Genomic DNA, 24,272 nt, shown 5'->3' on the forward strand with positions numbered 1-24,272 from the left:
GTGCATCGTTTCTACTCAACGATCCAGTGGCGCTGTCGGATCCGCTTCGGTGCGATCGCGGAGATGGAAGAGCGCGTCGCGTGCCGCGGCACGGGCCTGCTTGTTCTTGGCGGGATCGCGCAAGACAGATTCGAGCAGGGCGATTGATTTGGGGCGCGGGGAGTCAAGCTTCGCAATGAGGGCGGCGCTGACTGCTGCGAGCGGGCCGTCGGTGCTGAGATTCTTCTGAAGTTGGTTTTCCAGCAACTCGCAGCGTTTTGCCATCGGAACGGAATCGTGTCGCGCTCCGCGCCGTGTTCAGAACTTTCGAGGCAGGAGATTGCCTCTTCAGCGTACTGTCCCGCGCCTTCAGCGTGCGTTCGCACGGGCAGACCCTTCGGCTGTATCCAACGAAATCACTTCCCCTTCCTGAGCGACATTCATGCCCGCCCGACTCACCTGCCTCGCGGCGTCCGAAGCCGGATCGAGCACCGGGTTCGTGTGATTCAAGTGGATGAACCGCACCTTTGCTCTCTCCGATGGCGGCAGGTGTTTGAACCGCTCCAGGCTCGAACTGATCATCGGGTGCGGGATTCCCTTCATGCTGCGCCCGGGGATCTCCCCTTCACCAAAGAACGTTCCATCCAAGTAGGCCACGTCCACTCCCGCGATCAGGTCTTCGATGCGAACGCCGGTCGCGTCGAGATCGTCCCACGAATCGATATCCGGAATGAAGAGCACCGATCGACCGGGGCCATCAATCCGGAATCCGAGCACTTCGGAGTACTCCTGCCGGTGCGGCACCGGGAACGGCGTGACTCGCAACTCTTCCGAGATTCGCACGGGCTCGCCCGGCGTCAGTGATTCGATCTTCATATTGTGGTAGCGAACGAGCTGATCCCAGGGTCCGTTCGACTCGAGGAAACTCCGCATTCGCGGTGCCGCGTAGACCTTCACGCCTTGCGTGCCCATCGCTTCGTGCCCGAGATACATGAGCCCGGTGTAATGCCCGATGTGCGCGTGTGTCAGGAAGATGCCGTCCGGCGCCTTTCCTTTTGCGCCGGCATCGTGCAGCAGAGTGAGCTGCGCCGGGAAATCAGGTGTGGCGTCGAAAAGCCAGTGCTTGCCGGTCTGCAGATCGACCAAGCCCAGACACGAAACCATCTTCCGTTTCGATGCATCATGCCGGCCCGGCTCATCAAACGAACCCGCCTGCGGCACACCTCCGTCCTGCGCTATGCCGAGCACGATGAGGAATGGGGAGCGCTCGTTGGCGCTTCTGCTGTCGACGGAACGAGCTGACGAGCAGCCAATCGCACCAAGAGCGAACCCGATCGCGCCGAGGAACCCGATAGCTTGGCAAAGTACGTTCATCGGGCTTGGGCTCCGGAGTTGAGGAACGATAAACGTACCTGGCACGATCGCTGCAATAGCGAAGATACCGACCTTGGAGGGGCCGCCGTGATTTCCAAACGGGGGCACACTTGCTTTCATCCGAATATCCGGATAGACGCATAGAAGGCAAGCGGCTCGCGCGCCTATCCTCAGCCCCCGATTCCATCCGATGGAATCGGATCCGACCGCCGGGCGCGGCGGCGGCACAACTTCACTTCCAGAATTGGAGAGCATGCCTCATGGCTCGCACGCAGCTGTTCACTTCCGAGTCCGTCTCGATGGGTCACCCCGACAAGGTTTCGGACCAGATTTCCGACGCCGTTCTCGATGCGATGCTGGCGGATGATCCGTACAGCCGCGTCGCGTGCGAAACGCTGTGCGCCACCGGGCTTGTCGTCGTCGCGGGTGAAGTGACAACCAAGACGTACGTCGACATTCCGGAGATCGTCCGGCGCACCGTGCGCGAAATCGGTTACACCAGCGGCGACATGCGTTTCGATTCGGATTCGTGCGCGGTCCTTGTCGCGCTGAACAAGCAGTCGTCGGATATCGCGATGGGCGTTGACCGCGAGGGCGCGGGCGACCAGGGGATGATGTTCGGCTATGCATGCAGAGACACGCCGGAGCTGATGCCGCTGGCGATCCAATTGAGCCACCAGCTTGTTGAGCAGCAGGCCAATGTCCGCAAGAACGGAAAGATCCCGGGGCTGCGCCCGGATTCCAAGAGCCAGGTGACCGTTGAGTATCAGGACGGCAAGCCCGTGCGCGTCGACACCGTCGTGCTGAGCACTCAGCACGATCCGCAATGGAACGACCGCCAGGAAGAACTCAAGAAGCAGGTTGTCGAGCACATCATCAAGCCGGTGCTCAAGGAGTGGTGGAACCAGGCGATCAAGGTGCACGTGAACCCGACCGGCCGCTTTGAGATCGGCGGGCCGCACGGCGATACCGGCCTCACGGGGCGCAAGATCATCGTCGATTCGTACGGCGGCATGGGTCGGCACGGCGGCGGCGCGTTTTCCGGCAAGGATCCGACGAAGGTCGATCGCTCCGCGGCGTACATGGCCCGCTACATCGCGAAGAACGTTGTTGCCGCCGGACTTGCCGATCGATGCGAGATTCAATTGAGCTACGCGATCGGCGTCGCCGAACCGACGAGCGTGTACGTCGACTGCTTCGGGACCGCCAAGGTCGATGAAGAGAAGATCAGCCAAGCCGTGCGCAACACGTTCGGGCTCACTCCTCGCAAGATCATCGAGAGCCTGAATCTCAGGACGCCGATTTTCAGCGCGACCGCGAAACACGGGCACTTCGGACGCGCTCCGGGAAGCGTGACGGTGAACGGCAAGAAGTTCGAAACCTTTTCGTGGGAAAAGACCGACAAGGCCGACGCGCTCAAGGCGGCGTGCAAGTAAGCAGGAAACTCGACGATCGGAACTCGGACAAACAAGCTCCCTCCAGCCCCGGCAACGCCCGGGGCTTTTTCGTTGGGAGTCGCAAGGAAGCGGCGCCCCTACCACTATGCATGAAACCAAAGAGTCGATGCGCGTGGGTACCCCAAGACAAACCGGACTACATCGCGTATCACGACACGGAATGGGGTGTTCCTGTGCACGATGATCGCAAGCTCTTCGAGATGCTGATTCTCGAAGGGGCGCAGGCCGGCCTGAGTTGGTACACGATCCTGCGCAGGCGCGAGGGCTATCGCAAGGCGTTTTGCAGCTTTGATGTCCGCAAGGTCGCGAAGCTGACCGATGCGCAGCTCGAACAAATTCTGTCCGAGGGCGACATCATCCGCAATCGTCTGAAAGTGTTCGGCACGCGCAAGAACGCGATCGCTTTCCTTGCGATCCAGAAGGAGTTCGGCTCATTTGATCGCTACTTGTGGGAGTTCGTGAAGGGCAAACCCATCGTCAATCGTCCGCGGGGGCCGAAGGACTTTCGCTCGGTTTCTCAAGAGTCAGACGCACTCTCAAAGGACCTTCGCAGGCGCGGCATGACCTTCGTAGGCTCGACGATCATCTACGCGTTCATGCAGGCGATCGGCATGGTGAACGATCACGCCGCGACCTGCTTTTGCGCCCCGCGGGCCATCTCAGCGGAAAGAGCGACCGGCCACCGGAACCGCACCGTTCATCGTGTGTGAGCAAACGGGCAAGCCCGAAATCCGATGTTCGGATCGCATCAGCAGAACCCGATCAAAGAGCTTCCAAAACGTTTCGCACTCACAAAATCTCGGGACTCTTCGGCATGGTTTCCGGGACCGCGATTGCATCAGGCTGATGTCTCGGTAGCCTCAGGCGGGGCCGGATGGAAACAGGATTTCGGTTCTGTGGCTTGTTTTGCGGTTCGGCCGGTTTGTCGGGTGGAAGCCCGGGAGGAGAGAACATGAGCAGGTTTCTGGCGATCGCATGCGCGATGGGGTGTTCCGCTTCGGTACTTGGTGCGGAGGCTTTCTCGAACGCAACCGTGCAGCCGGGCGGACCTCGCCCACCCACGAGCGGAGAAGCTTTTTTCAATATCGAAGGAAACGCGAACGGCAATTTCGCCAGTTGGGGCGCCGCGCGGTTCGATATGACCGCCGACAAGGCAGCCCTCGATGCGCTGTACGGTGTAAACAACTGGGTCGTGACGGGCGCCCGTCTCAAACTCACTCAATCCAATGCCGCCTTTTCAACCGCGGGAGACGTTTCGGTCTTTTTCAGCTCGAACAATTCCACGTCCTTTGACTCCGGCACGAGCCCTCTGCGATTCAACGCCGGATTCCTTCCGGGCGGCAACAGCCAGGGCGCCGACGGCCTCGTTCGCGAGGCGACGGCTCTCGTCACGTACACCTACACACCAATCGCAAGCGGAACGATCGATACTTACAACCTTATTCTCAGCCCCGGCCTTCTCAGCCGACTGATGGCGGGCTCGGCCAGCAACATCGTCACCCTCACCTTCGAGGGCCAAAGCGACACCGTTGCCGCGACATACGCCGGATTCTCCAATTTCACGTACGATGGCCCCGTGCTTGAAATCATTGCGGAGCAAGTCCCGGCACCCGGCTCGCTCGCCCTTTTGGGCCTCTCCGGTCTGATCGCGGGACGCCGGCGCCGCTGAGTTGCGGCTGATAGTTTCCTGCGTAACAACGAATCCAGTAAGGTCCGGCCCATCGCGGCGGGCCTTGTTTCTTTTTACCTTGGCGATGTTGGTGCCTCCGGCCGCTCCGCGCCGATCCTTACCATCGCGCACGCGTACAACAGCCAGGCTGTGGACATCACCAACCTCATCCCCCGAATGTTTCATCGCCGGCTCCTGATCATCATGAGCCTGGTTTTTGTTGGCTTGGCTTTCCCGCTGGTGCAGACTGCCCGACTCACAACGACGAGACACGCGGAACTCCTTCGTGCCGCCGAATCCCGCCTCGTGACGCGGCAATGGACTCCTTCGGTTCGCGGCAACATCCTCGACCGCAAGGGACGGATTCTGGCGCAGGACCGCCCGAGCTACGACGTCGCCATCGGCTACGACGTACTCAAGGGCACCTGGGCCGCGAAAAAAGCGGAGGAGCTGGCGCGCGGCAACCGCGCGCAGTGGAGCGAATCGGGCCCTGGCGCACGAAAGCTGCTCATCGAGAGGCTGACCGCGCTGCTCGACGCCCGAGTGGAAAGCGGAATGGCGGAACTGGCACGCGTCGCGGCGATCGACCGGGGGAGACTCGATGCGCTCGCAAAGGAAGCCGTGGGAAGAGTCGATCAGCTCTACGACGCGATCCGGGATCGCAGGCGCGAAGACATGATCCGCGAAGCGGTGAAATCCGCAGGTGGCGGGCCGGATCGCGTTCTGACGCAAGAAGAACTTCGCAAGATCGAGTCGGTTGCCTCGCGCCCGATCGCCGAGCAACAACGCGCCGTCTCGGTACTGAAGCGGATTCCTGATGGCACCGCCTTCGAGCTACAGATGATCGCGGACGGAATGATCGAATTGCCTGGCGCTTCCGACTTGCTCGAGTCGGTGCACGATCCCGACAAACTGATGATCTCGCGGCTTCCGGGCGTGAGGATCATCGACACCGGCGATCGCGAGTATCCGCTCGATTCGATGACGATCACGCTCGACAAGTCGCGCTTCCCGCTGCCGATGCGGTCGGATGCCACAGTCGAGGTTCCCGTCGAGGGCGTGGCCGGGCACATTCTGGGCTGGATGCGGGGGCGCGTTTTCCGTGAGGATCAGGAAAGGCGGGAAATCCAGATCGCGAACGATCCGGTCTTTGCGGCGCGCGTGCTCACGAGCGGCGGAGTCGATCGGGGCGAGTACCGCGAGCACGATCGAGTCGGCAGTTCGGGGATCGAGGCATCGATGGAATCTCGGTTGCGCGGCCTTCGAGGTCTCCGGACTCAGCACCTCGATCGCATTTCACAGCCGGACGCGATCGAAATGCTTCCCGCATCCGTTGGCTCGAGTGTTCCACTCACGATCGACGCCATGCTGCAGGCACGCGTGCAGGCGGTGATGTCTCCAAACGCGGGTCTGGCGGTGGTTCAGGATTGGCACGGCACGCCGAACCCGACCATGCCGGTGGGCACGCCGCTCGCGGGCGCCGCCGTTGTTCTTGATATCGACACGGGAGACATCCTCGCGATGGTGTCGATGCCCGAGGTCTCGCGGCGCCTGATCAAGGAAAACCCCGAGCAGGTCTTCGATGACAAGATCAATGTCCCATTCCTCAATCGCGCGATCGCCAAGCCGTATCCGCCCGGCTCGATCGTCAAGCCCCTCATTCTGACGGGTGCCGCGCAGCACGGGAATTTTCTGCGAGGCCAGACGATCGAATGCACCGGCCACCTCTTGCCGAACGAACCGAACATGCTCCGGTGCTGGATCTACAAGCGTTTCGATCAGACGCACACCGAGCAACTCGGCCACGCTCTCAGCGACGCGGAAGGCATCAAGGTTTCGTGCAACATCTTCTTCTTCACGCTCGGCAAGCGCCTGGGTCCGGAGGCGATCGCCGACGTCTTCCGGGAATTCGGCGTGACGCAAACTTGGAATCTCGGGATCGGGCCGGAATATCCGGGGTCGCTGCAGGTGTACGGCAACAAGCGCGACCTCACCATGGGCGAGGCGATCCAGATGGGAATCGGTCAGGGGCCCGTGACATGGACGCCTCTGCATGCAGCGGACGCATACGCGACGATTGCGCGATCGGGGGTGCGCGTGACGCCCCGCATCGTCGCCGATGCGCCGCGCGCGGCTCCCGTTGACCTGAATCTCCCTGCTTGGGCCGTTCAGGATGCGATGGAAGGCCTCGCCGGCTCGGTCGGAGAGGACCTGGGTACAGGGAATCACCTTTCGATCGACGGCATTCGTGACCCAATATTCAACATCCCGGGCGTACGCGTTCTCGGAAAGACCGGGACTGCCGCGGCGCCGGACTTGAAGTTCGGCGACAGCGCCGACGACGACGGAATCGGCCCCGGACCGAACGATGTCGTGCGCTCGGGCGATCACTCGTGGTTTGTTGTGCTGGTCGGCAGACCGAACGAACGGCCGAAGTACGTAGTCAGCGTCGTGATGGAATACGCGGGGAGCGGCGGCAAGGTCTCGGGCCCGATCGTAAACCAGATCATCCAGGCGCTGCGCGACGAGGGTTACTTGTAGAAGAGAATTCGGGTACCGCGCCTTCGCTATCGCGCGATCGGTTTGAAGTCGACCACGACCGGCAGGTGATCGCTCGGCTGCGCATCCGCGCGGGAGAGCCCTATTTTCGCTAGCGCCGAATCGCTCAGTCGGGCCGGATCGAACACGAATTGACGCACCGGCTGCGCAGTGGCGTCGCTGTAGGCCAGCCAATCGAGCCGGCCGGGCGAGAATCCGCTACCCCAGTCGCGCCATGTGTAGAGCCAATCATCGCCGAGCACCACAGGATCGGCCGGCGTGAGATCGCTTCCGTCGGCGTCCGCGTTCAGGCACAGAATATCGAGCGGCACACGGCTTCCGACAAGATTCAAATCGCCGCCGAGCACGCGGATATCCGCGGCATCGGCGCGGCTGATCTGCTGCATCGCCTGATTGATCGTGTCCACTTCCGCAATCCGCAGCGCGTCTTCGTTCGAGCCGCTTCCGCCGCAGCATTTGAGATGCATGGCGCCGACCAGCACCGGACCGACCGGCGTCTGGACGGCCGCGGAGACAAAGCGCACTTTGCGTTTTTCGCCGTTCCAACCGAGTTCGAGATTGTTCGGACCGGCGAGCCGCGTCGGAAAAACTGAAGCAACCGCGACACCGGGACCTGCCGCGGCATTCCATGCTACAGCGATTCCGATCTCCCCACGCATATTGCGATTCAGAAGTTGCTCAAGCGTCGGGGCATCACTCTTCCATTCAGAGAGCATGATGATGTCGGGGTTGATCGTGCGAATGACGGCACAAAACTTCTCCGGCGATTCCTGCATTTTGCCCCAAACGTTCCATGCCATAATGCGGACGGCATCGGGTGACTTTGGCGGGATTCCGTCGTTCGAGCGCTTCGGTGCGCTAGCGATCGGGGGGAATTCAACTTCAAAGGGATCGCTGTAACCGACGATCCGCCCGCGCTGGTCGTAGATCACGAACGCGCCTCGACCCTTTCCGTTCGAGGCCAACCCGGCGGTCGGCAGGCCGGAAGAAGCGGCAAAGAAGCGCGACACGCGCGCGTCATACCACCGCGACGCGTAGGTCGGGGCGAACAGAAAATCGAAGTCCTCGGCGCGCAACTGCGACCTCCCGCCCGCTTGATCGAGGCGGTAGAACGCAACACCCTTTCCCGGCGCACCGCCGCGGGGGTTGACCGGAGAAAACTGGATCTCCATGTCGGCGCCCATCGCGGCGAACGGCTTTTCGCGTCGTCGAAAACCCGTAGCCGCATCGCCGTCTGTGTCGAGCAGGAGCGCAACCGTTTCGTCGCTGTCCTGAATTGTTTTTTTCGCGTCGCCGGGGTTGAAGCGCAGGTAAAGATACTGGTCGTCCGCGCGCGCGACGGCGCTCGAGGACGCCGCATCCGGAACATGATGCGCTCGAGGCGACTCGGTCGCGCAACCTGCGGCAAACAGGAAGACAAAACCAATACAGTACTGGAGCGACCTTCTCATGCCTCCACTATCCGCGAGCGCAGCGACGACTGCAAATCCCGGGAACAGGAAATCAATGGCGCCCTCGTTTGAGATCGCGCAAAGACCGCCGGGCTCAGGACCAAGCTTTTGGCGCGGGCTCCGAACCCCTGTCGGGCTGAATAAACTTCGACCCCCGCCGCCCGGCAAATTCTTTGGGCAATGCGCCCTTTTCCGGCGCGTGCAATCGGCCGATCCACCCATGCGGGCGCTCGGCTTCACCGAAAAGGACTTATGGCAAGCAAGCAGCAAATTACGGACGCGATCTACGGGGCCATCGACGAGGTCAATGCTGCCCAAGGGTCCGAGAACCAAATCACTAAGGATCCGAAGGCAATCCTGTTCGGCCAAGGCGGCAAGCTGGACTCTTTGGGCCTGCTCACGTTTGTCCTGCAGGTTGAGCAACGCGTACAGGCCGCTGGTCATCCGAGCTTTACTTTGACCGACGAGAAAGCCATGGCCGACACGGCGACGGTTTTTCGAACCGTGGACACGCTGGCGGACTACATCGTGTCCCGAGTGGGCTGAAGACCTCCGCTTCGGGAGAGCGTACCGAAAACCATGGACATCAAGACGATTCATTGCCTGCTCATCGCCGACCACACGATCGACCAGCTCGGCGCGATCCTGCGGAACGCGGACGATGCACCCGCGATGAAGGCCACGGTTGCGCCGTTCGACCAAGTGCAGCAGATTCTGATGAACGGCGCGCTCTCCTGCTGGAAAGAAGGGGCGAACATCGCGGTGGCCTGGACGCGCCCCGAGCGAGCGATCGATGCATTTCGGCGCATCCTCGCACGTGAGCGTGTGACCCAAGAAGAACTGCTTGAGGAAGTGGACGAATTCGCGTCGCTTGTCACTCGGGCAAGCGAGCGAGTTGAAGCCGTGTTTGTTCCGATGTGGACGATGCCGGCGTGGTGGCGCGGCACCGGAGGACTCGAACTCAAATCGCGTCCCGGCGCGGTCGGCGCGGTGCACGCGCTAACGCTGATGAACGCGCGTCTTGCGGAAAAACTCGGATCGAATTCGAAGGTTCATTTGCTCGATGCTTCGCGCTGGATGGCGAGCGCGGGGAAAAATGCGACGAATCCGAAGTTGTGGCTGATGACCAAGGCGCTTTACAGCCTCGAGGTCTTCAAGGATGCCGCGGCGGATATCAAGGCGATTCTGCGGGGGCTCGCGGGGCTCTCGAAGAAACTGGTTGTGCTCGACCTCGACGACACGCTCTGGGGCGGCATCGTCGGCGAGAACGGTTGGGAGGGTGTCGCGCTCGGCGGGCACGACCCGATCGGAGAATCGTTCGCTGAGTTTCAGCGGGCGCTCAAGGCGCTCAAGAACTCCGGGATCATCCTCGGTATCGTCAGCAAGAACGACGAGGAAACCGCGATCGGCGCGATCCGCGAGAACCCGGAAATGGTTCTGAAGGACTCCGATTTCGCAGGCTGGCGAATCAACTGGCTCGACAAGGCGACGAACATTAAGGAACTTGTTGAAGAACTCAACTTGGGCCTCGACAGCGTCGTGTTCATCGACGACAACCCGGCGGAGCGGGCCCGCGTGAAAGAGTCACTGCCGCAGGTCACGGTTCCGGATTGGCCCGCCGACAAGATGCTCTACACGCAGGCGCTGCACGCGCTGCGACTCTTCGACCGGCCGAGCGTGACGGACGAGGACCTCGGGCGCACGGAGATGTACGTCGCGGAGCGCGCTCGCACCGAGTCTAAGTCATCCTCCGTTTCGATGGAGGATTGGCTCGCATCTCTCCAACTGAAGGTGACGTACGAGCCGCTCGGACTGGGCAACATCAAGCGGGCGGCGCAGCTTTTCAACAAGACGAATCAGATGAACCTGACGACTCGGCGCATGACCGAAGCAGAATTACTTGCCTGGGGCCAGGAAAAGAACCACGCGATGTACGCGTATCGGGTGGCGGACCGCTTCGGCGATTACGGGCTCACGGGTCTTGCGGCGGTCGAAGTAAACGGAAGCGAAGCGACCGTCACCGATTTTCTGCTTTCCTGCCGCGTGATGGGGCGTGGCGTCGAGAAGGGGATGTTGACGACGTTGCTCGACTTTGCGAAGAAGCTCGGAGCGAAAAAAACGACCGCGAGATACCTCGAAACCAAACGGAACAAGCCGTGTCACGACTACTTCAAGGACGAGTCGGGCCTGCCGAAGAATGACGCCGCCACGGAATTCTGGTGGCTGCACGAGAACGAGTTCCCGACTCCTTCGCATATCACTCTGGTTCGAGGCGATGGAACGGTTGTCGCCGAACCTACTCTGGCCGGCTCGTGACCGTGCACCGACGCAATTGAGCGGACTCGTAATCTCCACCCGCATGGGAAAGGTCATCCTTAAAACCCACACACTCGCCGACATTCCACCCGAAGGAATCGCGAGCCGGTACGCCGATCCCCACGGATACCTCGCGTCCAACACTTCGGAGTGGGTGAGATTGCTGCACGACAATCCACACGCGCAGCCCAATGACCTCGTCATGCTCCTTGCGCTCGATCAGGAAGAAGACGGGAGTGCCGAGGTTGTGGGGCGGCTCGGCGTCCATGCCACGACCTGGTCCATTGACGGCAAGGTACATCGCATCCACGAAATGGACGGCTTCTTTCTCGACGAAACGCGTCGGCAGACCGGCGCGGGCGCGATGATCATCCTGAACGCTATTGCCCGCTGCAAAACGATGCTCGCATGCGGAGGTCCGAGCGCCGCCGCCCAGAAGCTCTACAAGGCGGCGGGAATGAGAGAGATCGGTCCTCTGAAACGGTGGGTCTGTTTTCTCAGCGGACGGCCCGTTGCACGCAAGTTATTCAAATCCGAGACGCTCGCAAAAATCTTCGCACTTCCGATTGGAGTATCTGCACGCGTGTTGTACGCGTTCCGCGGCGCTCGCGCCCAGCCGAAACTCGAGTACAAGGCGGTCGATCGCTTCGATTCGCGCATCGACGCAATCGTCCTGGCATCGAAGCATAGTTATTTTCCACGCGATTCGCGCGTTCTCAACTGGGCGCTCGCTCACCGACGCATCAAGGCGTTCGAGATTTTTGACAAGGGCAGTTTGATCGGGTACGCACTTCTCAAGCGAAGCATTCTCGACGCAACGCAGCATGGGCTCGGTCGGGTAAGCGTGGGCGCGCTTCTCGATTACTTCATCGCGGACATCGACGGCCCACGCAAACGCGATCTTGCTCTATTTGTCCTGCGCCACTTTGATTCTGACCAGGGTGACGGCGATCTCGCCAGTGAACGGGGACGGGTCGAAGTCGTTGAACTCCAGGTCTTTGATCCGGAGTTTGACGCAATTCTCAAGCGCATGGGGTTGGTGCATGCCGGCGGGCTTCGCGTGCTCTTCCGCCCCCCCCCGGGGACGTCCTTTGATGAACAGACGCCGTGGTTTTTCACCCACGCATCGGGCGACATGCTGCTGATGAGACCGTAATCAAAGCTTCTTTATGATGCACCGGCGGGGTGAGGCGGAATTTGCGCCCGGCCTGCAGCGCTCAGCAAAGCAGACTTCATGTAAAAAACATATGATTTGGATCAGCGGGCTCCGAATTGGTTGCCGATCTCACTCCGATAATTCGCTCTTCTTTGCAATATCATGGGGCGTCGCGGTGATTCCCTGCCGGCCATCGCCTCCGGATACACCCACCCCTCCACTCGCCCGATGCTCTTCCCTGAACTGGTGATCCCGTTTGGAGGTTCCCGAACTATGAAGCGACCAATCACGTTCGGCAGAGTCGTCAACTTCGCGCGTCGCATGCCGGCAGTGCTCACGCAACCCGAGCGGCTCTACGCCCAGGAGGCCATCAAGAAGCTATGGCCGGACGCAAATCCAAAAGATATCGAGCAGCTTCGCTACGAGTACCACAAGAACGATAGCCTCTTTCTTGATGTTGATCGTTTGTCGCTGACCAAGCGCCGCCGCCGCGCTCAGTGGGAACCTTGGCTCGAATTCCAGTACCTCCTCGTCCGCATGGCCAAGCCAGAGATTTATGTGGAGACCGGCGTCTTCGACGGAATCAGCAGCGCCGTCATTCTGCAGGCGATGGAAGACAACAGCAAGGGGCGGCTCGTGTCGATCGATCTACCGGCGACTGAGCCGATCAAGGGCGCGACCGATCACATGCTCGAGGGCTCGCTGCCACCGGGCGTTGATCCTGGCTGGTGCGTTCCGCAGCGCCTGCGGACTCGCTACGACTTGCGTCTGGGCGATGCACGCGAACTCCTTCCCAAAGCGCTGAAGGAGCTCGGAACGATCGACATCTTCTTTCACGATTCTCTGCACACGTACGACCACATGATCTTCGAGTACCGCTGCGCCTGGCCTCATGTCAAGAACGGCGGCTTTGTGGTCTCCGACGACATCTTCGCCAATCCCGCGATGTTCCACTTCTCCAGGGAAGTGGGCCGCAAGTATCTGAATATCCGCAACGGGTTCGGTTGCGTCCGGAAGTAGTTGTCTCCAGCCCTCGCACGCCCAGACACCTGAAATGACGCGCGTCATCATCAATGCCGACGATCTGGGTCTTTCCGGTCGCGTGAACGACGCGATCTTTGGCCTGATGCGTCGGGGCCGCCTCACAAGTTCGACGATCATGGCGAATGGACCGGCGCTCGAAGATGCCGCGGCCCGCACGAAGGAATTCCCGCGTTGCTCCTTCGGTGTTCATCTGAACCTGACCGACCTGCGCCCGGTCACAGGCGATCCGACGCTGCGCCCGCTGCTCGGTGACGCCGGAGAGTTCGCGCGCAAAGCGCGCGAGGTTTCCTATGACGACGCCCTCCTCGCGGCCGTGGAGCGCGAGTGGATCACGCAGGTAAACAAAGTGCGTTCGCTCGGAGTACCGGTCAGCCATCTCGATTCGCACCACCACACCCACACGCACGCGCCGCTCTTCAAAGTGCTGAAGCGCGTGCAAGCAATGACAGGAATCCGAAGAGTCCGCACGACGATGAACCTGTATCACCCGACCGATCCGCTCGTGGGCGGCATGAAACAACGCCTCAAAAAGCTGGGTTGGCACACGGCGCTCCGCTGGATGGCGCCTCGCACCACAACCACCGACCTATTTACCTGGTTTTGGATCTACCACGATCTGCTGCCGACGGTCCCGCGGGCACGGACAGTCGAACTCATGGTCCACCCCGGCTCGGACGATCCGATCTTCAAGCGCGAGGAGGAGTTGATGGATACTCCGTGGGAAGCTCGTTCCAAGCCGCCAATCTCGCTGGTTAGTTACAACGACTTGTGAAGTCGAACAAGGCGACCGGACGCGTGCAGGCAGGCCTTGCGCCGGGCCCGCGAATTCAAACTCTGTCAAAGAAGTCAACCCCGGCTTCATTCGCGCCGAAAGCCGGCCGATAAGTCGGACATGCGCACCGCCTTTGCCTGGCGCCGCCACGTGCCGTCCGCCGCACTCGCCGCGGCATTCGTCGCAACGGTCATCCTCGGTCGCTCGCTTTCGGCCAGCTCCGCGAGTGCATCGGAGTCACCGCAGCTCCTCGTCGAAACACTCCCACCGCTTGCCCGCGAATTCGGCGTCAAGCCGATTGTCACGCTCGTCGGACGCGAATCGATCGTCCGGATCGGTCTGTACGGCAAGACGAGGGTCTTCAGCGTTTTCGATCGCGCCGGCTTGCCGCTCGCGACGAGGCTGACGCAGATCGAATTCGCCCGCCAGTTTCCGGGCATCCAACTGGAAGAAATGCGCGACGCTGCCGACGGTTTTCGTCCGTCCAAGGACGTTCTTGCGGACACTCCCGACTCGGGATACGACAACCGCTAGCATGTCGGCGTGACGGACCTTCCACCTCATTGCCCGCCGCCGACACCTCCCGAAATCCCTCGGCACGCGACCGATCTGATCTTCGTCGGCGGCACCTTTGATCCGCCCCATTTCGGTCATACTCGGCTTCCGGTTGAAGCGCGCTCCGCCGTGAACTTGGATTCTGCGTGGCTCATCTATGTCCCGGCGGCACAGAATCCGTTGAAGGATTCGCTTCCGCGAGCCGGCGATGCGAACCGTCTGGCAATGCTCGAGCTTGCGATTGAGCCAGTCCTGCAGTCGGCGATTTGGGATGATGAACTCGCGCGGGCTCGCTTTTCTGGCGGCCCGAGCTACACAGTCGATTCGCTGCGCAGGCTTCGCACATGTTTGAGTCGGCCGCTCAATCTACGGCTCCTGCTCGGGAGCGATCAGGCGCTTTCGTTTCACCGCTGGCGTGACCCGCGGGAAATCCTCGAACTCGCACGGCCGATCGTGATGCTCCGCGGAGCGGATGCACTGAGTTTTTTGTCGTCGATGAAGCAGAATCTGTTTTGGTCGGAATCCGAACTTGGGATTTGGGAGGAGTCGATCGTTCCGATCTCGCGTTCGAATATCAGCTCCACACGCGTGAGAGATTTGCTCAGGTCGGCGCGCGGAAAGGAAACCCCCGAACTGGCGGAGTCTCTTTCGCCCGCCGTGCTCGATTACATCCGGCGGAACCATCTCTACCGCTGCTGAAGCCGGAATCGCTCCACCAGAAGCTTTCTTTCGTCCTTCGGCGTACCGTCGGATATGAAGACGCACAATACTTTGCCCAAAAAGATCAAGGCGGATTCGATCGAAGTACTCCAGGCTCGCCTCTCCGACACACTGGATGCGTGGAGCCATACGAAGCAAGCACACTGGAATGTGAGGGGTCCGGGCTTCATCGCGATCCATGAGTTGTTTGACAAAGTCGCCGACGCGATCGCCGAAAGCGCCGACGCGATCGCCGAACGGCTCGCGACGCTCGGAGGCTCGCCGAGCGGATGCTCGCGCGACGTCGCCAAGAACACATCGCTCAAGCCCTATCCGCACGGAATCGCCAGCGAGAAGAAGCACGTCGACGCTTTGTGCGCTTCACTTTCGACACTGGCAACCAGTTGGCGCGAGGCGATTGATCACTGCGATAAATCGGGAGATGCCGTGACCACCGATCTTTTCACAAGGTTGACTGGCGATCTCGACAAGTACATCTGGCTCATCGAAAGCCACAACGCCTAAAGACCCTCGCACTTAGCAGGCTGTTGAAATTCTGATTGTGCCTACTGCGCCGACGCATTGCAGACAACTTTCTGGCCCTCAGACCCGGGTCGCGAGGGTAGATGGCGGTTCGAAATTGCGACTGGTTGGAGTTTTTCAACAGCCTGTTAGGCCAGAATCGCGAAGAGGACGAGCGGCACGACAAGGCACGCCAGCGATATCGGCAGACTCGCCAGGAAGCACTGCACCTTGTCGTCATCGTCCATCACCAAGACAGTCGCCCCGGTGACGACGATCGGTACGAGCAGCATGGTCTTCAGCGAGAACCAGATCCGACCGCCGGTCACGGGGAAGACAAGTTCTGTCACGGCCAAACCGACCAGCACGACAGCGAGCACGTGAAACAGGGTAATCGGGAGCGACGTATCCAAAAACCGAAGTATCAGGCCGCACACGATGAAACCGACGGACGCCACCACCCAAGTCGGCACGATGGCCGCGAGCCAGAACTTCATCCCATCCGCGCCGTACCAGCCGCCCGCGAGCGCAAACAGAATTGCCAGTCCCAGCGCCCCGACCCACACTCCATTTCGACACGCTTCCCAGAACACCTGCCTTGAAGTCCACTCTTCCTGCTCCGTCAGGAAATCGAGTTTCGGCGGTGCGAACGGCGCCACCCCGCCGCACTCGGGGCAGGTTGTGCCGCTCATTCCGGACATGTCGTAATCGCAGTTCGGACAGGGCGCACGCGTGGCGAAACCAGACGGCGCAACCGAATCGATCCGACCAATCCTCGCACCGCAATTGATGCAGAGCACGGCGCCAGGGCGGATCGCCACGCTGCACGCGGGACAATTCGTAACTGTTTCGTCGACTTCACTCGCGAGCGGAAGCGGCGCCGGCCTTGACGGCGTGCTGAACTTCTGAACAGACTTCGGCGTCAACCCCATGCCGAGATTCTAACAGAAAACGATTTGTTGAAATCGCCGCATTATGACGGGTTGATCGTCGAATCGCCTAGCAGATATCTTTCAACTCAACCCTTGCTTTCTTTCCAGGCCTTGAGGATCTGAGCCTCGCGCTCACGGCTCATGCCGACGCCCAGCTTGGTCGGATCGGGAAGCCTCGGCGGCTCTTTGCCGGCTTTCTTTGCTTCTTCAACCAACTGATTCCCGACGCGCTCGCGCCGGGCCACTTCCTTGGGCCACCATTCGAGCGTCGCCTGGCAGGTGTCCTCCACCGGCCGGTAGGTCAATCCCGCGGCGACTGCCCGCGCGTTCGACCGCCTGTGGAAGCCCGCCGCCTCACCCGTCGAAGGAATGATGATCGGAAGATCACCACCGACCGAAACCTGCTGTTCTTCGAGGAATTCAAATGGGACCCAAACCGGAGTCGCCTTTTTTCCGCCGGTCGCGGCACTCGCAGCGATGCACGCCTCGACAAGGCCCCTCACATTGAGCTTCTTGCCTTCCATCCCGTCAGGTCCAATGGCGTTGAACACGCCCGGAGTCCGAGTCTCACACAAGCGCACACACCATTCGGCCAAGTCTCGGTTGTCGATGAACTGCACCGGGTCGGAACCATCTCCCGGGCACAGCATTTCGCCGCCCTCGCTGGCCCGAACCGGCCAATAGGTGAAGCGATCACTCGGATCTCCCGGCCCGACGATGAAACCGGGGCGCACGATCGAGCAGCGATCACCGAAAACGCGCTGGACTTCCTTCTCGCACAGCACTTTGAGCGGACCATAACGCTCCATCTGAGCGCCCATGTTTTCCGTCGTCGTGTCTTCGACCTTTCCGAGTTCGTCATTCTCATCCGCCGGCTTGCTGTTTCCTTCGTACACCGACACCGTCGAGATAAACAGGTAGTAACCAGAGTCCTTCAGAAGCTCGGCTGACGCCTTGACATGGCGCGGATAGAACCCCGAGGTATCGATGATCGCATCGAACCGTTTGCCCTCGAGTTGGGTGAGACCCTTGGGCGAATCGGGATCGGCCTCATCGGAGTTCTTGTCCGGATCGCGATTGCCGTACAGGTGACCGACATCTTCCACCATGCCGATTCTTTTTTCCGTTCGTCCCCGATTAAAGAGCGTGACCTTGTGGCCCCGGCTCTTGGCATACTCGGCCATCTTGGGGCCGGAGAAACCGGTGCCGCCGAGAATGAGAATGGACAACTGCTTGTCCGGCTGTTCCGGACTTATTGCGGCAAGTCGCGCGAATGCAGTCGGCCCGAATCCGACCACCGCGACTCCGATTGCGGCGCCCGCAAGAGCGGTCAAACGAGCGAATTCGCGGCGTGAAAAGTGGTTCTCTGACATCGGAAATACTCCATGCCCGGCAGGAACGACCGCAATCGCGGCCGTGCAACGATCGGAATCGTGCGTTGTACCATGACACCGAAAGCGGGTTGCAGTCGCAATGGGCCTAGCTGAAGAAAGGGCTTCATGACCGAGCCGGGCAACCCGTCAGAACGTGATCCGGTCTCGCGGTTTCTCGGCCTTCAACCGGGCGACTTGTCGATCGTCGGCCCGGCCGCTCTTTGCGCATTCTCACTCTTCGCGGGTTACTCGGTCGCCAAGCCGCTCCGCGACGCGACGGCCGCGGCACTCGGAGTCGAAGCGGTCGCGGCCCTCCAGGTCGCAACGTTCGTCACCATGATCGGGGCGGTGGCCATCGTCGGGCTGCTCGTCTCGCGCCTGGCATGGAAGCACTTTGTCTTGCTCGCGTTTTCGATCTGGGTGGCCGCGGCAGCGCTGGCGGCCTTTTTCTTCGGCGCGCAGGGTGCCGAAAGGTCGCTTCTGGTAGACCGAGTTTTTTATGTGGGCGTCAGCGTCGCCAATCTGCTAAGCCTCTCGATTCTGTGGGCGACGATGTCGGACATTCTCAGCGCCGACCGAGCCAAACGCGGCTTCCCGATCGTCGGCCTTGGGATCACGCTCGGGGGCATCTCGGGTTCCTTCATCGTCAAGCTGCTCGCCGTGACCCTGAGCTATTCAAGTTTCATGTGGGTCGCGACAGCCCTGCTCGTCATCTCCGCAGGGTGCGCCGCGTGGATCCTGCGCTATTCGCCGGAGCACGCTTCTCGAGTTCGTCGTGCATCCGGTGGGACGATCGCCGAAATGACGGAGGGAATGTGGCGGGCGATCGCTTCGCCTTACCTGCGTCGGCTGGTGCTTTATCTGTTTCTCTACTCGGCCACAGGCACGCTGGTTTACATGTTGCAGGTGAAGATTCTCAGCGTTCAGTTCGCTGACCTTCCAAAGGCGGACGCCAAGATCGCGCGAACAAATGTGACCGCATCGATCGATTTGTACGCCAATATTCTGACGGCGGCGCTGCAATTCCTGGTCGCCGGAAGGGTTTTGCGCTGGCTCGGCATCGCCGCTACGCTGACGATCACACCGCTTACAACGCTCGCTTCCATCGGCCTCCTGCTGTTCTCTCCCACCGTGACCATGCTCATCCCGGTCCAGGTTGCGCGGCGCGGGCTTCATTACGCGCTCGATCGTCCGGCGCGCGAGGTGCTGTACACGGTCGTCTCGCCCGTTGAAAGGTACAAGTCGAAGAGCTTCATAGACACATTTGTCTATCGATTCGGGGATGTGGTCGGGGGCTGGACGCAAGTGGGCCTCGAGAAGATCTCTCCGCCGTTGGGCATTTCAAGCGTGTTGATCCTCTGCACACTGTTCGCTGGGGTCGGCGTTTCCCTCGGCCGCACGCTCAAACAACGAGAGAGAGCGTCGGAGACTCCGACAGTTTGACTGAGACTAGATGAGCGCCGCGAGGCCCAGCTTCGCAAGAATTTGGATTCCGGCCAGAATCAGCGCGAGGATGAATGCGTCCCACCAGCCATCAAGGTCCAGCCGGACCTTGAGCAGCCAGAGATATGCCGTCAACCAAACGATCCAGCCCACAAGTGGAATCGGGCTGAAGACCACGACGACCGGTGAAGCGACTGCGAAGACCGCAAGAAAGTTTGCCGCGGCAAGCAGCCAACCCTGATCAAACCCGCCCGCCCAGATGAGACTGAACACCCAATACGCTCCGAGTGCAAGGGGCACACAGATCCCGATCGCGATGCAGTCGATCACGAATGTCTGCAGATCGCTCGTGAGCAAGCGAATGATCAACAGCGCAACCAAACCCACCGCTGAGTAGATGAGCGGCTCCTTGTAGAACATTTCGAATTGGTTCTGGTGCTTTGCTTTCTTCGCCCGCGCCTGCGTGTGCGGATCCGCTCCGCACTCCGGGCACGAGGCGCTCAGCGCAAGCCCCTTGAGGTCATAGCCGCACTTCCCACACGGGCGCGAGTACTCGGTCATGGGCGCCGGCGGGGCCGCACCGATCGAAATGTCGTAGCGGCAGTTCGAACAAACCGTTTCACCCGGAGGGATTTCGTGCTTGCAGCGCGGGCAGGCAACGCGCTCACCTTCGATCGGCGCTTCGTCTGCGAGCGCGATCGGCGCACCCTGATCCGCCGGAAGATCTCGCTCGATCGGCAGCCCGTACTTGATCCGATCGTGACACTTGAGGCACGCATAGCGTCCCTTCGCGTCTTTGAAGCGCTTGCTCTCGCTGCAATCGATGCCGCAATGGATGCAAACTTTCGACATGGCTCCGAGCGCAGAGCGTACCGGATTTCAAATTCGGTCTGCGCCACTACTTGTGAGTCAGCTCATCCGCCAGCTTTTCGGCGTCGTAGACCTTCCGCAAAGCCTCGACGATTCCCCGCGAATCGACGGAAACGCTCCGGGCATTGGTTCCGTCATAAATCACGTCGCCGGTCAGTGAGTAGACGTTCCCATCAAAGATCAGGCCGACGATCTCACCTTTGGCATTCACCGTCGGGCTACCCGAGTTGCCCCCGATGATGTCGCAATCGGCGATGAAGTTGTAAGGGGTCGCCATGTCGAGCTTCGGCTTGGCGGCGTGCCACTTGGCAGGCAGGGTGAACTCGGGCTCTCCCTGGCGCTCTTCGGCACGAGCAAACAAACCGGCGATGTCGGTAAAGGCCGGCGTGCGGTCGCGGGGCACTCCCTGAACCCTCCCGAAACTCATGCGCAGGCTGCTCGTCGCATCGGGGTACATGTTCTCACCTGAACGGGCGAAGCGTGCCGCGGCAATCTTGGCGTACGCGTCGCGTTCAACGCTCTCGACCTTGTCCTCGTACATCTTCCGAAGTTCGCGTGATCGCGGATCGAAGACGGCGGCGAGCTGCAACATCGGATCATTCGACGCTTTCAACGCCGCCGCGCCGCCCTCCACGAGAGCCTTTCGCGCCGCAGGATCATTGAGCGAGGTGCCGTTGACACACTCCTCGGCACGAGCGCGTGCGGACTTTCCGGCAAATGCCTTCACCACAAGCGGATGATCTCCGCCGAGCCGCTCCGCGAGCAGACCGAGCATCTGCGTGACTTTCTCGATCTCGAGCGCTTCCGGAAGCGGCTCGGTCGAATACAAGCGCAGGTAGAGTGACGGGAGCGATGGATCGGAATAATCGCGCAGACGCTCTGCGCTCGGCTTGGGAAGCTCGTCGGCGAGTTGCACAATATCGAATGCGCGGCTCAAGAGCCCGCTTCCGTTGGTGACCGTATCGATCGTGGCCCTTTCCACATAGAAGTCGCGGTACGCGCGTTCGGCGTCCGCGATTTCCACGAACGCGCCCGCCCACTCCTGCGCGTGCTCGCTGTCGCGATCAATGAACGATCGCAATTCGCTCTCCTCGCTGACCTTCGTGCCCATCAGCACGGGATCCTCGAGTCCTGCGAGCAGGCCGGTGTAGACCTTTCGCCCGTTTGCGACGCCCCGCATGTCACGCTGCGTGATGCGCGCGTTCTCAGCACTGCGCCCCGCAAAGCCCTGCAACTTGATCTCCTGGCGCCAATACCGGTTCATGCGTTCGGGCAGATCGACATCGCGCAGGAACTTGAGGTGGTCGACGGTGTAGAGACGCCGCGTCCGTCCCGGATGTCCGAACACAAAGACCGGCTCGTTTTCTTTCGCGCCGTTCGCGCTCCACTTCAGGTAATGCTCCGGCTTGTACGGCTTGCCGTCCTCATAGAGGCGGAAGAACGTCATGTCGAGGCTGTAGCGCGGGAATTCAAAGTTGTCCGTGTCGCCACCGAAGGAACCCACCACTTCCTCCGGCGAAAAGACCAGCCGAACATCGTTGAAGACCTTGTACTTGTAGACGTGGTACTTCGCTCCCTGATAGAGCGTGACAACCTGGCAGCGGAAACCCGGGGAATCCTGGCATTCCTTTTCGATCTGCGATATCGCCTTGCGCTTCGCGGCGCCGGCCTCCGCCGCGGACATGCCGGGCTTTGCCGCGGCGTTCACCCGATCGGTCACGTCCAGCGTCTCCCACAGCACTCGAATCTCTGTGTCAGGACACTTGAGTTCCTCCTCTCGCGACGGCGCGTAGAACCCGTCCTTCAGATAATTCTTTTCCTTCGTGCTCAGCTTCGCGATCGCGCTCAGTCCGACGTGGTTGTTGGTCATCACCAGGCCATCGGGCGAAACGATCGAACCCGTGCCGCCCATACCCACGCGAACAACCGATCGCTGCATGTGCTTGAGCCAATCTTCGCTCGGATCGAAGTTGTACTTGGACTTCAGAGTTTCGCGAGGCGGATTGCTGAGCAGCCACATTCCTTCATCGGCGAGCGCACTCGCCTGGCCGGCAACGGCGAGAACTCCCAGCGAAACCACGGCACAAAGAGCGAATCGAGTCATCGAAGTCTCCGTTACAAGGATTCTGGTTCGAGCAAGATGATACGAGATCGCCTCGCGCGATGGCGTTGTCCGCTCATTGGTTCTTGTTGATTTCGGTCGCGTCAAGGGCAGAGCAACTGATCGTACATCGAAGCAAAGATCACAAAATCCGCGTCGTCCGTGAAGCCGTCGCCGTTGAAATCGGCGCCGGTGTAGGGACCCCCGGGAGTCAGCAGATCGTTGTAGAACCCGGCAAACGCGACGAAGTCGGTATCGTCCACGAAATCGTCTGTATTCAAATCTCCCGGACAGGCAATCCGTCCGTGCAGGTAGCGCGAGGCCGCGTACGCATCGACGATCCCCCAGCCGTAGTAGTCGTTCCGGGGCGGATCGCCGACCTGGCGTGCGGTGCGCTCAAGCACCCAACGCGTCGTGAGCGGCGGCAACGCGGGCAGTCCGGAAGCGGGAACAAAGTTTCCGATCAGGAGTGCCGCGGCACCGGCAACGTGCGGACACGAAACCGACGTCCCTGATTCGTTTCCATAAGTATGCCCGGCGTTGAACTGGTTGATCGTCGTCAGAATCCCGTCGTTCGCCTCGAGTTCATCGCCATCGGCCTGCGAGATCGAACAGACCGGCAGACGCAGATGTGGCGTGAAATTCTCCGTGAAGCCGCCCGGCACGTTGTTGGAGACGATGACCGCCTTCGCGCCCGCGTTGTACGCGTTCTGAACTTTCTGTCCGATGGTGTTGACACCGCGCCGGACATGGGCAATCTGGCCGTTGACAGAGGGCGGAAACGCCGCGGGGGAATCCCCCAAACCGCAGAACACGGCGTTCCCTGTGTATGGATCGACCGTACCGCCGCGCAATTGATTGGAAGCGTGATCCGTCTCATTCCATCGCACGTTCCAGCCGACAATCGGCATCGTTGAATACACGTCTTCGCCCGGGCCGGCGAGTGAAATGTGCGGACCATACGACGACCACGGCAGGAACTCGTCGTTCCGATACACGGCTGATATAGCCATGACGGATGGAAACCATGCCGGGTAGAACGGTGCGTTGTTCGAAAGATTCCCGGCCGACGCGACGAGCAATACGCCGGAATCGAGTGCCGCGTTGCAGGTATCGAGATACGCCTGATCAAAGTTCGTCGCGCCGAGCGCCATGTTCAGCACGCGCGCGCCGTTCGCGACCGCCCAATTGACGCCGGCGATCGCGTAACTGTGAAAGCCGAACTCCCAGTTGTTCAGCACCTTCGCGACGATGATGTCGGCCGTCGGCGCAACACCGACGACACCGATGTCGTTATCCCGCGCGAGCAGCGTTCCCGCCGTGTGCGTGCCGTGGAAATCGAAGTCATCGACAATCAAACCCGGCACAAACGATGCAGTCATCAGCGGAGTTGGAAGATCAGGATGCGTGAGATCGACGCCTGTATCAAGGTGTCCGACGATCACCCCACCCGCCCCCCCACCCCCGCCACTCATTCCCGAGCCGGTTCCCCACTTGGGCCAGACCTGAGGCGCCCCGATTTCATTGATTCCAAACGGCGTCTGCTGCGCGCACGCATAGATCGCATAGTCCGGTTCGGCATACAGCACGCCGGCCTGATGCCTCAACGAAGAAACGACCTCGTTTACGCGGCCATCATCCGTCTCGACGATCCGCAAGCCGGGAACCAGCTCGATGCTCTGAATGGTGCGCCGCACTCCCGCATTGCTGAGCATCGCTTCGGTCTGAGATTCGGAACGATCACTGAGCGGATCGAGCCGGAGCAGAATGCGCGTCGGATGCCGATCCGGATGAGGAGCCCAGTCGAGGGAAAGTACGGCAGAGCGGCCGGCAACCGGTGCCGCCGGCGCAGCGGCATGCAGCCCGGAGGCCGCGATCAGAGAAGCGCCTGCCGCGGCAACGGTGGCGAGCGAAAGACGAGCTATCTGCATGCAACGACCCCTCCAAACAATCCCTCACGACCGCAGTCTAATCGAGGTTTGCCCCCGGGCAAGAGGGCA

The 24,272-nt window shown here is 60.9% G+C and carries 21 protein-coding genes; 13 read left to right on the forward strand and 8 right to left on the reverse strand.

The window, feature by feature from the left end; all coding sequences use genetic code 11:
• Positions 1-15 precede the first annotated feature (15 nt).
• Positions 16-264, reverse strand: coding sequence for a hypothetical protein (locus KF691_12715; protein ID MBX3390303.1), 249 nt, complete (start codon positions 262-264; stop codon positions 16-18).
• Between the two features lie 84 nt (positions 265-348).
• Complete coding sequence (locus KF691_12720; protein ID MBX3390304.1) at positions 349-1,353, reverse strand: MBL fold metallo-hydrolase; 1,005 nt, start codon at positions 1,351-1,353, stop codon at positions 349-351.
• Between the two features lie 260 nt (positions 1,354-1,613).
• Between KF691_12720 and metK the strand changes: the two genes are divergently transcribed.
• The 4 genes from metK (at position 1,614) to KF691_12740 (ending at position 7,020) form a co-directional block, all read left to right on the forward strand.
• Positions 1,614-2,789 (forward strand): methionine adenosyltransferase, encoded by a 1,176-nt coding sequence (gene metK, locus KF691_12725; GenBank protein ID MBX3390305.1) that lies wholly within the window; start codon positions 1,614-1,616, stop codon positions 2,787-2,789.
• 110 nt (positions 2,790-2,899) lie between these two features.
• On the forward strand, positions 2,900-3,520 hold the full coding sequence (locus tag KF691_12730) for a DNA-3-methyladenine glycosylase I (protein ID MBX3390306.1): 621 nt from the start codon (positions 2,900-2,902) through the stop codon (positions 3,518-3,520).
• Between the two features lie 242 nt (positions 3,521-3,762).
• Entirely contained in the window at positions 3,763-4,479 is a 717-nt protein-coding gene (locus KF691_12735; protein MBX3390307.1) for a PEP-CTERM sorting domain-containing protein, read from the forward strand.
• Between the two features lie 150 nt (positions 4,480-4,629).
• Entirely contained in the window at positions 4,630-7,020 is a 2,391-nt protein-coding gene (locus tag KF691_12740) for a hypothetical protein (protein MBX3390308.1), read from the forward strand.
• Positions 7,021-7,046: 26 nt separating this feature from the next.
• Here the strand turns inward: KF691_12740 and KF691_12745 are convergent, their stop codons facing one another.
• Positions 7,047-8,489 carry an endonuclease/exonuclease/phosphatase family protein gene (locus KF691_12745; GenBank protein ID MBX3390309.1) on the reverse strand — a complete coding sequence of 481 codons (1,443 nt, stop codon included), beginning with the start codon at positions 8,487-8,489 and terminating at the stop codon, positions 7,047-7,049.
• Positions 8,490-8,741: 252 nt separating this feature from the next.
• Here KF691_12745 and KF691_12750 point away from each other — a divergent pair, with 252 nt between their 5' ends.
• The 8 genes from KF691_12750 (at position 8,742) to dps (ending at position 15,556) form a co-directional block, all read left to right on the forward strand.
• Complete coding sequence (locus KF691_12750) at positions 8,742-9,035, forward strand: hypothetical protein (GenBank protein MBX3390310.1); 294 nt, start codon at positions 8,742-8,744, stop codon at positions 9,033-9,035.
• A gap of 33 nt (positions 9,036-9,068) precedes the next feature.
• Positions 9,069-10,805, forward strand: coding sequence for an HAD-IIIC family phosphatase (locus KF691_12755; GenBank protein MBX3390311.1), 1,737 nt, complete (start codon positions 9,069-9,071; stop codon positions 10,803-10,805).
• A gap of 43 nt (positions 10,806-10,848) precedes the next feature.
• Positions 10,849-11,961 carry a hypothetical protein gene (locus KF691_12760; GenBank protein ID MBX3390312.1) on the forward strand — a complete coding sequence of 371 codons (1,113 nt, stop codon included), beginning with the start codon at positions 10,849-10,851 and terminating at the stop codon, positions 11,959-11,961.
• 273 nt (positions 11,962-12,234) lie between these two features.
• Entirely contained in the window at positions 12,235-12,981 is a 747-nt protein-coding gene (locus KF691_12765) for a class I SAM-dependent methyltransferase (protein MBX3390313.1), read from the forward strand.
• Between the two features lie 34 nt (positions 12,982-13,015).
• Positions 13,016-13,777, forward strand: coding sequence for a ChbG/HpnK family deacetylase (locus tag KF691_12770; protein ID MBX3390314.1), 762 nt, complete (start codon positions 13,016-13,018; stop codon positions 13,775-13,777).
• 120 nt (positions 13,778-13,897) lie between these two features.
• A complete protein-coding gene (locus KF691_12775; GenBank protein MBX3390315.1) occupies positions 13,898-14,311 on the forward strand; it encodes a hypothetical protein in 414 nt (137 codons plus the stop codon).
• 9 nt (positions 14,312-14,320) lie between these two features.
• Positions 14,321-15,031 (forward strand): nicotinate-nicotinamide nucleotide adenylyltransferase, encoded by a 711-nt coding sequence (locus KF691_12780; protein MBX3390316.1) that lies wholly within the window; start codon positions 14,321-14,323, stop codon positions 15,029-15,031.
• A gap of 54 nt (positions 15,032-15,085) precedes the next feature.
• Positions 15,086-15,556, forward strand: coding sequence for a DNA starvation/stationary phase protection protein Dps (gene dps / locus KF691_12785; GenBank protein MBX3390317.1), 471 nt, complete (start codon positions 15,086-15,088; stop codon positions 15,554-15,556).
• A gap of 146 nt (positions 15,557-15,702) precedes the next feature.
• On the opposite strand, the gene KF691_12790 is transcribed toward dps, so the two are convergent.
• Complete coding sequence (locus tag KF691_12790; GenBank protein MBX3390318.1) at positions 15,703-16,485, reverse strand: zinc ribbon domain-containing protein; 783 nt, start codon at positions 16,483-16,485, stop codon at positions 15,703-15,705.
• A gap of 86 nt (positions 16,486-16,571) precedes the next feature.
• Positions 16,572-17,858, reverse strand: coding sequence for an NAD-dependent epimerase/dehydratase family protein (locus tag KF691_12795; protein ID MBX3390319.1), 1,287 nt, complete (start codon positions 17,856-17,858; stop codon positions 16,572-16,574).
• A gap of 126 nt (positions 17,859-17,984) precedes the next feature.
• On the opposite strand from KF691_12795, the gene KF691_12800 reads away from it, so the two are divergent.
• Positions 17,985-19,301 (forward strand): hypothetical protein, encoded by a 1,317-nt coding sequence (locus KF691_12800; protein MBX3390320.1) that lies wholly within the window; start codon positions 17,985-17,987, stop codon positions 19,299-19,301.
• A gap of 6 nt (positions 19,302-19,307) precedes the next feature.
• Here KF691_12800 and KF691_12805 read toward each other — a convergent pair whose 3' ends face one another.
• From KF691_12805 to KF691_12815, 3 genes are all read right to left on the reverse strand, one after another.
• Complete coding sequence (locus KF691_12805; GenBank protein ID MBX3390321.1) at positions 19,308-20,153, reverse strand: hypothetical protein; 846 nt, start codon at positions 20,151-20,153, stop codon at positions 19,308-19,310.
• 46 nt (positions 20,154-20,199) lie between these two features.
• Positions 20,200-22,275, reverse strand: a complete 2,076-nt coding sequence (locus KF691_12810; protein ID MBX3390322.1) for a S46 family peptidase — start codon at positions 22,273-22,275, stop codon at positions 20,200-20,202.
• A 101-nt stretch (positions 22,276-22,376) separates the two neighbouring features.
• Complete coding sequence (locus KF691_12815; GenBank protein ID MBX3390323.1) at positions 22,377-24,203, reverse strand: S8 family serine peptidase; 1,827 nt, start codon at positions 24,201-24,203, stop codon at positions 22,377-22,379.
• Between the last annotated feature and the right edge of the window lie 69 nt (positions 24,204-24,272).

The sequence above is a fragment of the Phycisphaeraceae bacterium genome, from assembly GCA_019636555.1.
Classification (GTDB): Bacteria; Planctomycetota; Phycisphaerae; order Phycisphaerales; family UBA1924; genus JAFEBO01.

Bases quoted from the DNA above. Each gene is read 5' to 3' on its own strand.
- KF691_12715 (MBX3390303.1), bottom strand. From the start codon at position 264: ATGGCAAAACGCTGCGAGTTGCTGGAAAACCAACTTCAGAAGAATCTC.
- KF691_12720 (MBX3390304.1), bottom strand. From the start codon at position 1,353: ATGAACGTACTTTGCCAAGCTATCGGGTTCCTCGGCGCGATCGGGTTC.
- metK (MBX3390305.1), top strand. From the start codon at position 1,614: ATGGCTCGCACGCAGCTGTTCACTTCCGAGTCCGTCTCGATGGGTCAC.
- KF691_12730 (MBX3390306.1), top strand. From the start codon at position 2,900: ATGAAACCAAAGAGTCGATGCGCGTGGGTACCCCAAGACAAACCGGAC.
- KF691_12735 (MBX3390307.1), top strand. From the start codon at position 3,763: ATGAGCAGGTTTCTGGCGATCGCATGCGCGATGGGGTGTTCCGCTTCG.
- KF691_12745 (MBX3390309.1), bottom strand. From the start codon at position 8,489: ATGAGAAGGTCGCTCCAGTACTGTATTGGTTTTGTCTTCCTGTTTGCC.
- KF691_12750 (MBX3390310.1), top strand. From the start codon at position 8,742: ATGGCAAGCAAGCAGCAAATTACGGACGCGATCTACGGGGCCATCGAC.
- KF691_12755 (MBX3390311.1), top strand. From the start codon at position 9,069: ATGGACATCAAGACGATTCATTGCCTGCTCATCGCCGACCACACGATC.
- KF691_12760 (MBX3390312.1), top strand. From the start codon at position 10,849: ATGGGAAAGGTCATCCTTAAAACCCACACACTCGCCGACATTCCACCC.
- KF691_12765 (MBX3390313.1), top strand. From the start codon at position 12,235: ATGAAGCGACCAATCACGTTCGGCAGAGTCGTCAACTTCGCGCGTCGC.
- KF691_12770 (MBX3390314.1), top strand. From the start codon at position 13,016: ATGACGCGCGTCATCATCAATGCCGACGATCTGGGTCTTTCCGGTCGC.
- KF691_12775 (MBX3390315.1), top strand. From the start codon at position 13,898: ATGCGCACCGCCTTTGCCTGGCGCCGCCACGTGCCGTCCGCCGCACTC.
- dps (MBX3390317.1), top strand. From the start codon at position 15,086: ATGAAGACGCACAATACTTTGCCCAAAAAGATCAAGGCGGATTCGATC.
- KF691_12790 (MBX3390318.1), bottom strand. From the start codon at position 16,485: ATGGGGTTGACGCCGAAGTCTGTTCAGAAGTTCAGCACGCCGTCAAGG.
- KF691_12795 (MBX3390319.1), bottom strand. From the start codon at position 17,858: ATGTCAGAGAACCACTTTTCACGCCGCGAATTCGCTCGTTTGACCGCT.
- KF691_12800 (MBX3390320.1), top strand. From the start codon at position 17,985: ATGACCGAGCCGGGCAACCCGTCAGAACGTGATCCGGTCTCGCGGTTT.
- KF691_12805 (MBX3390321.1), bottom strand. From the start codon at position 20,153: ATGTCGAAAGTTTGCATCCATTGCGGCATCGATTGCAGCGAGAGCAAG.
- KF691_12810 (MBX3390322.1), bottom strand. From the start codon at position 22,275: ATGACTCGATTCGCTCTTTGTGCCGTGGTTTCGCTGGGAGTTCTCGCC.
- KF691_12815 (MBX3390323.1), bottom strand. From the start codon at position 24,203: ATGCAGATAGCTCGTCTTTCGCTCGCCACCGTTGCCGCGGCAGGCGCT.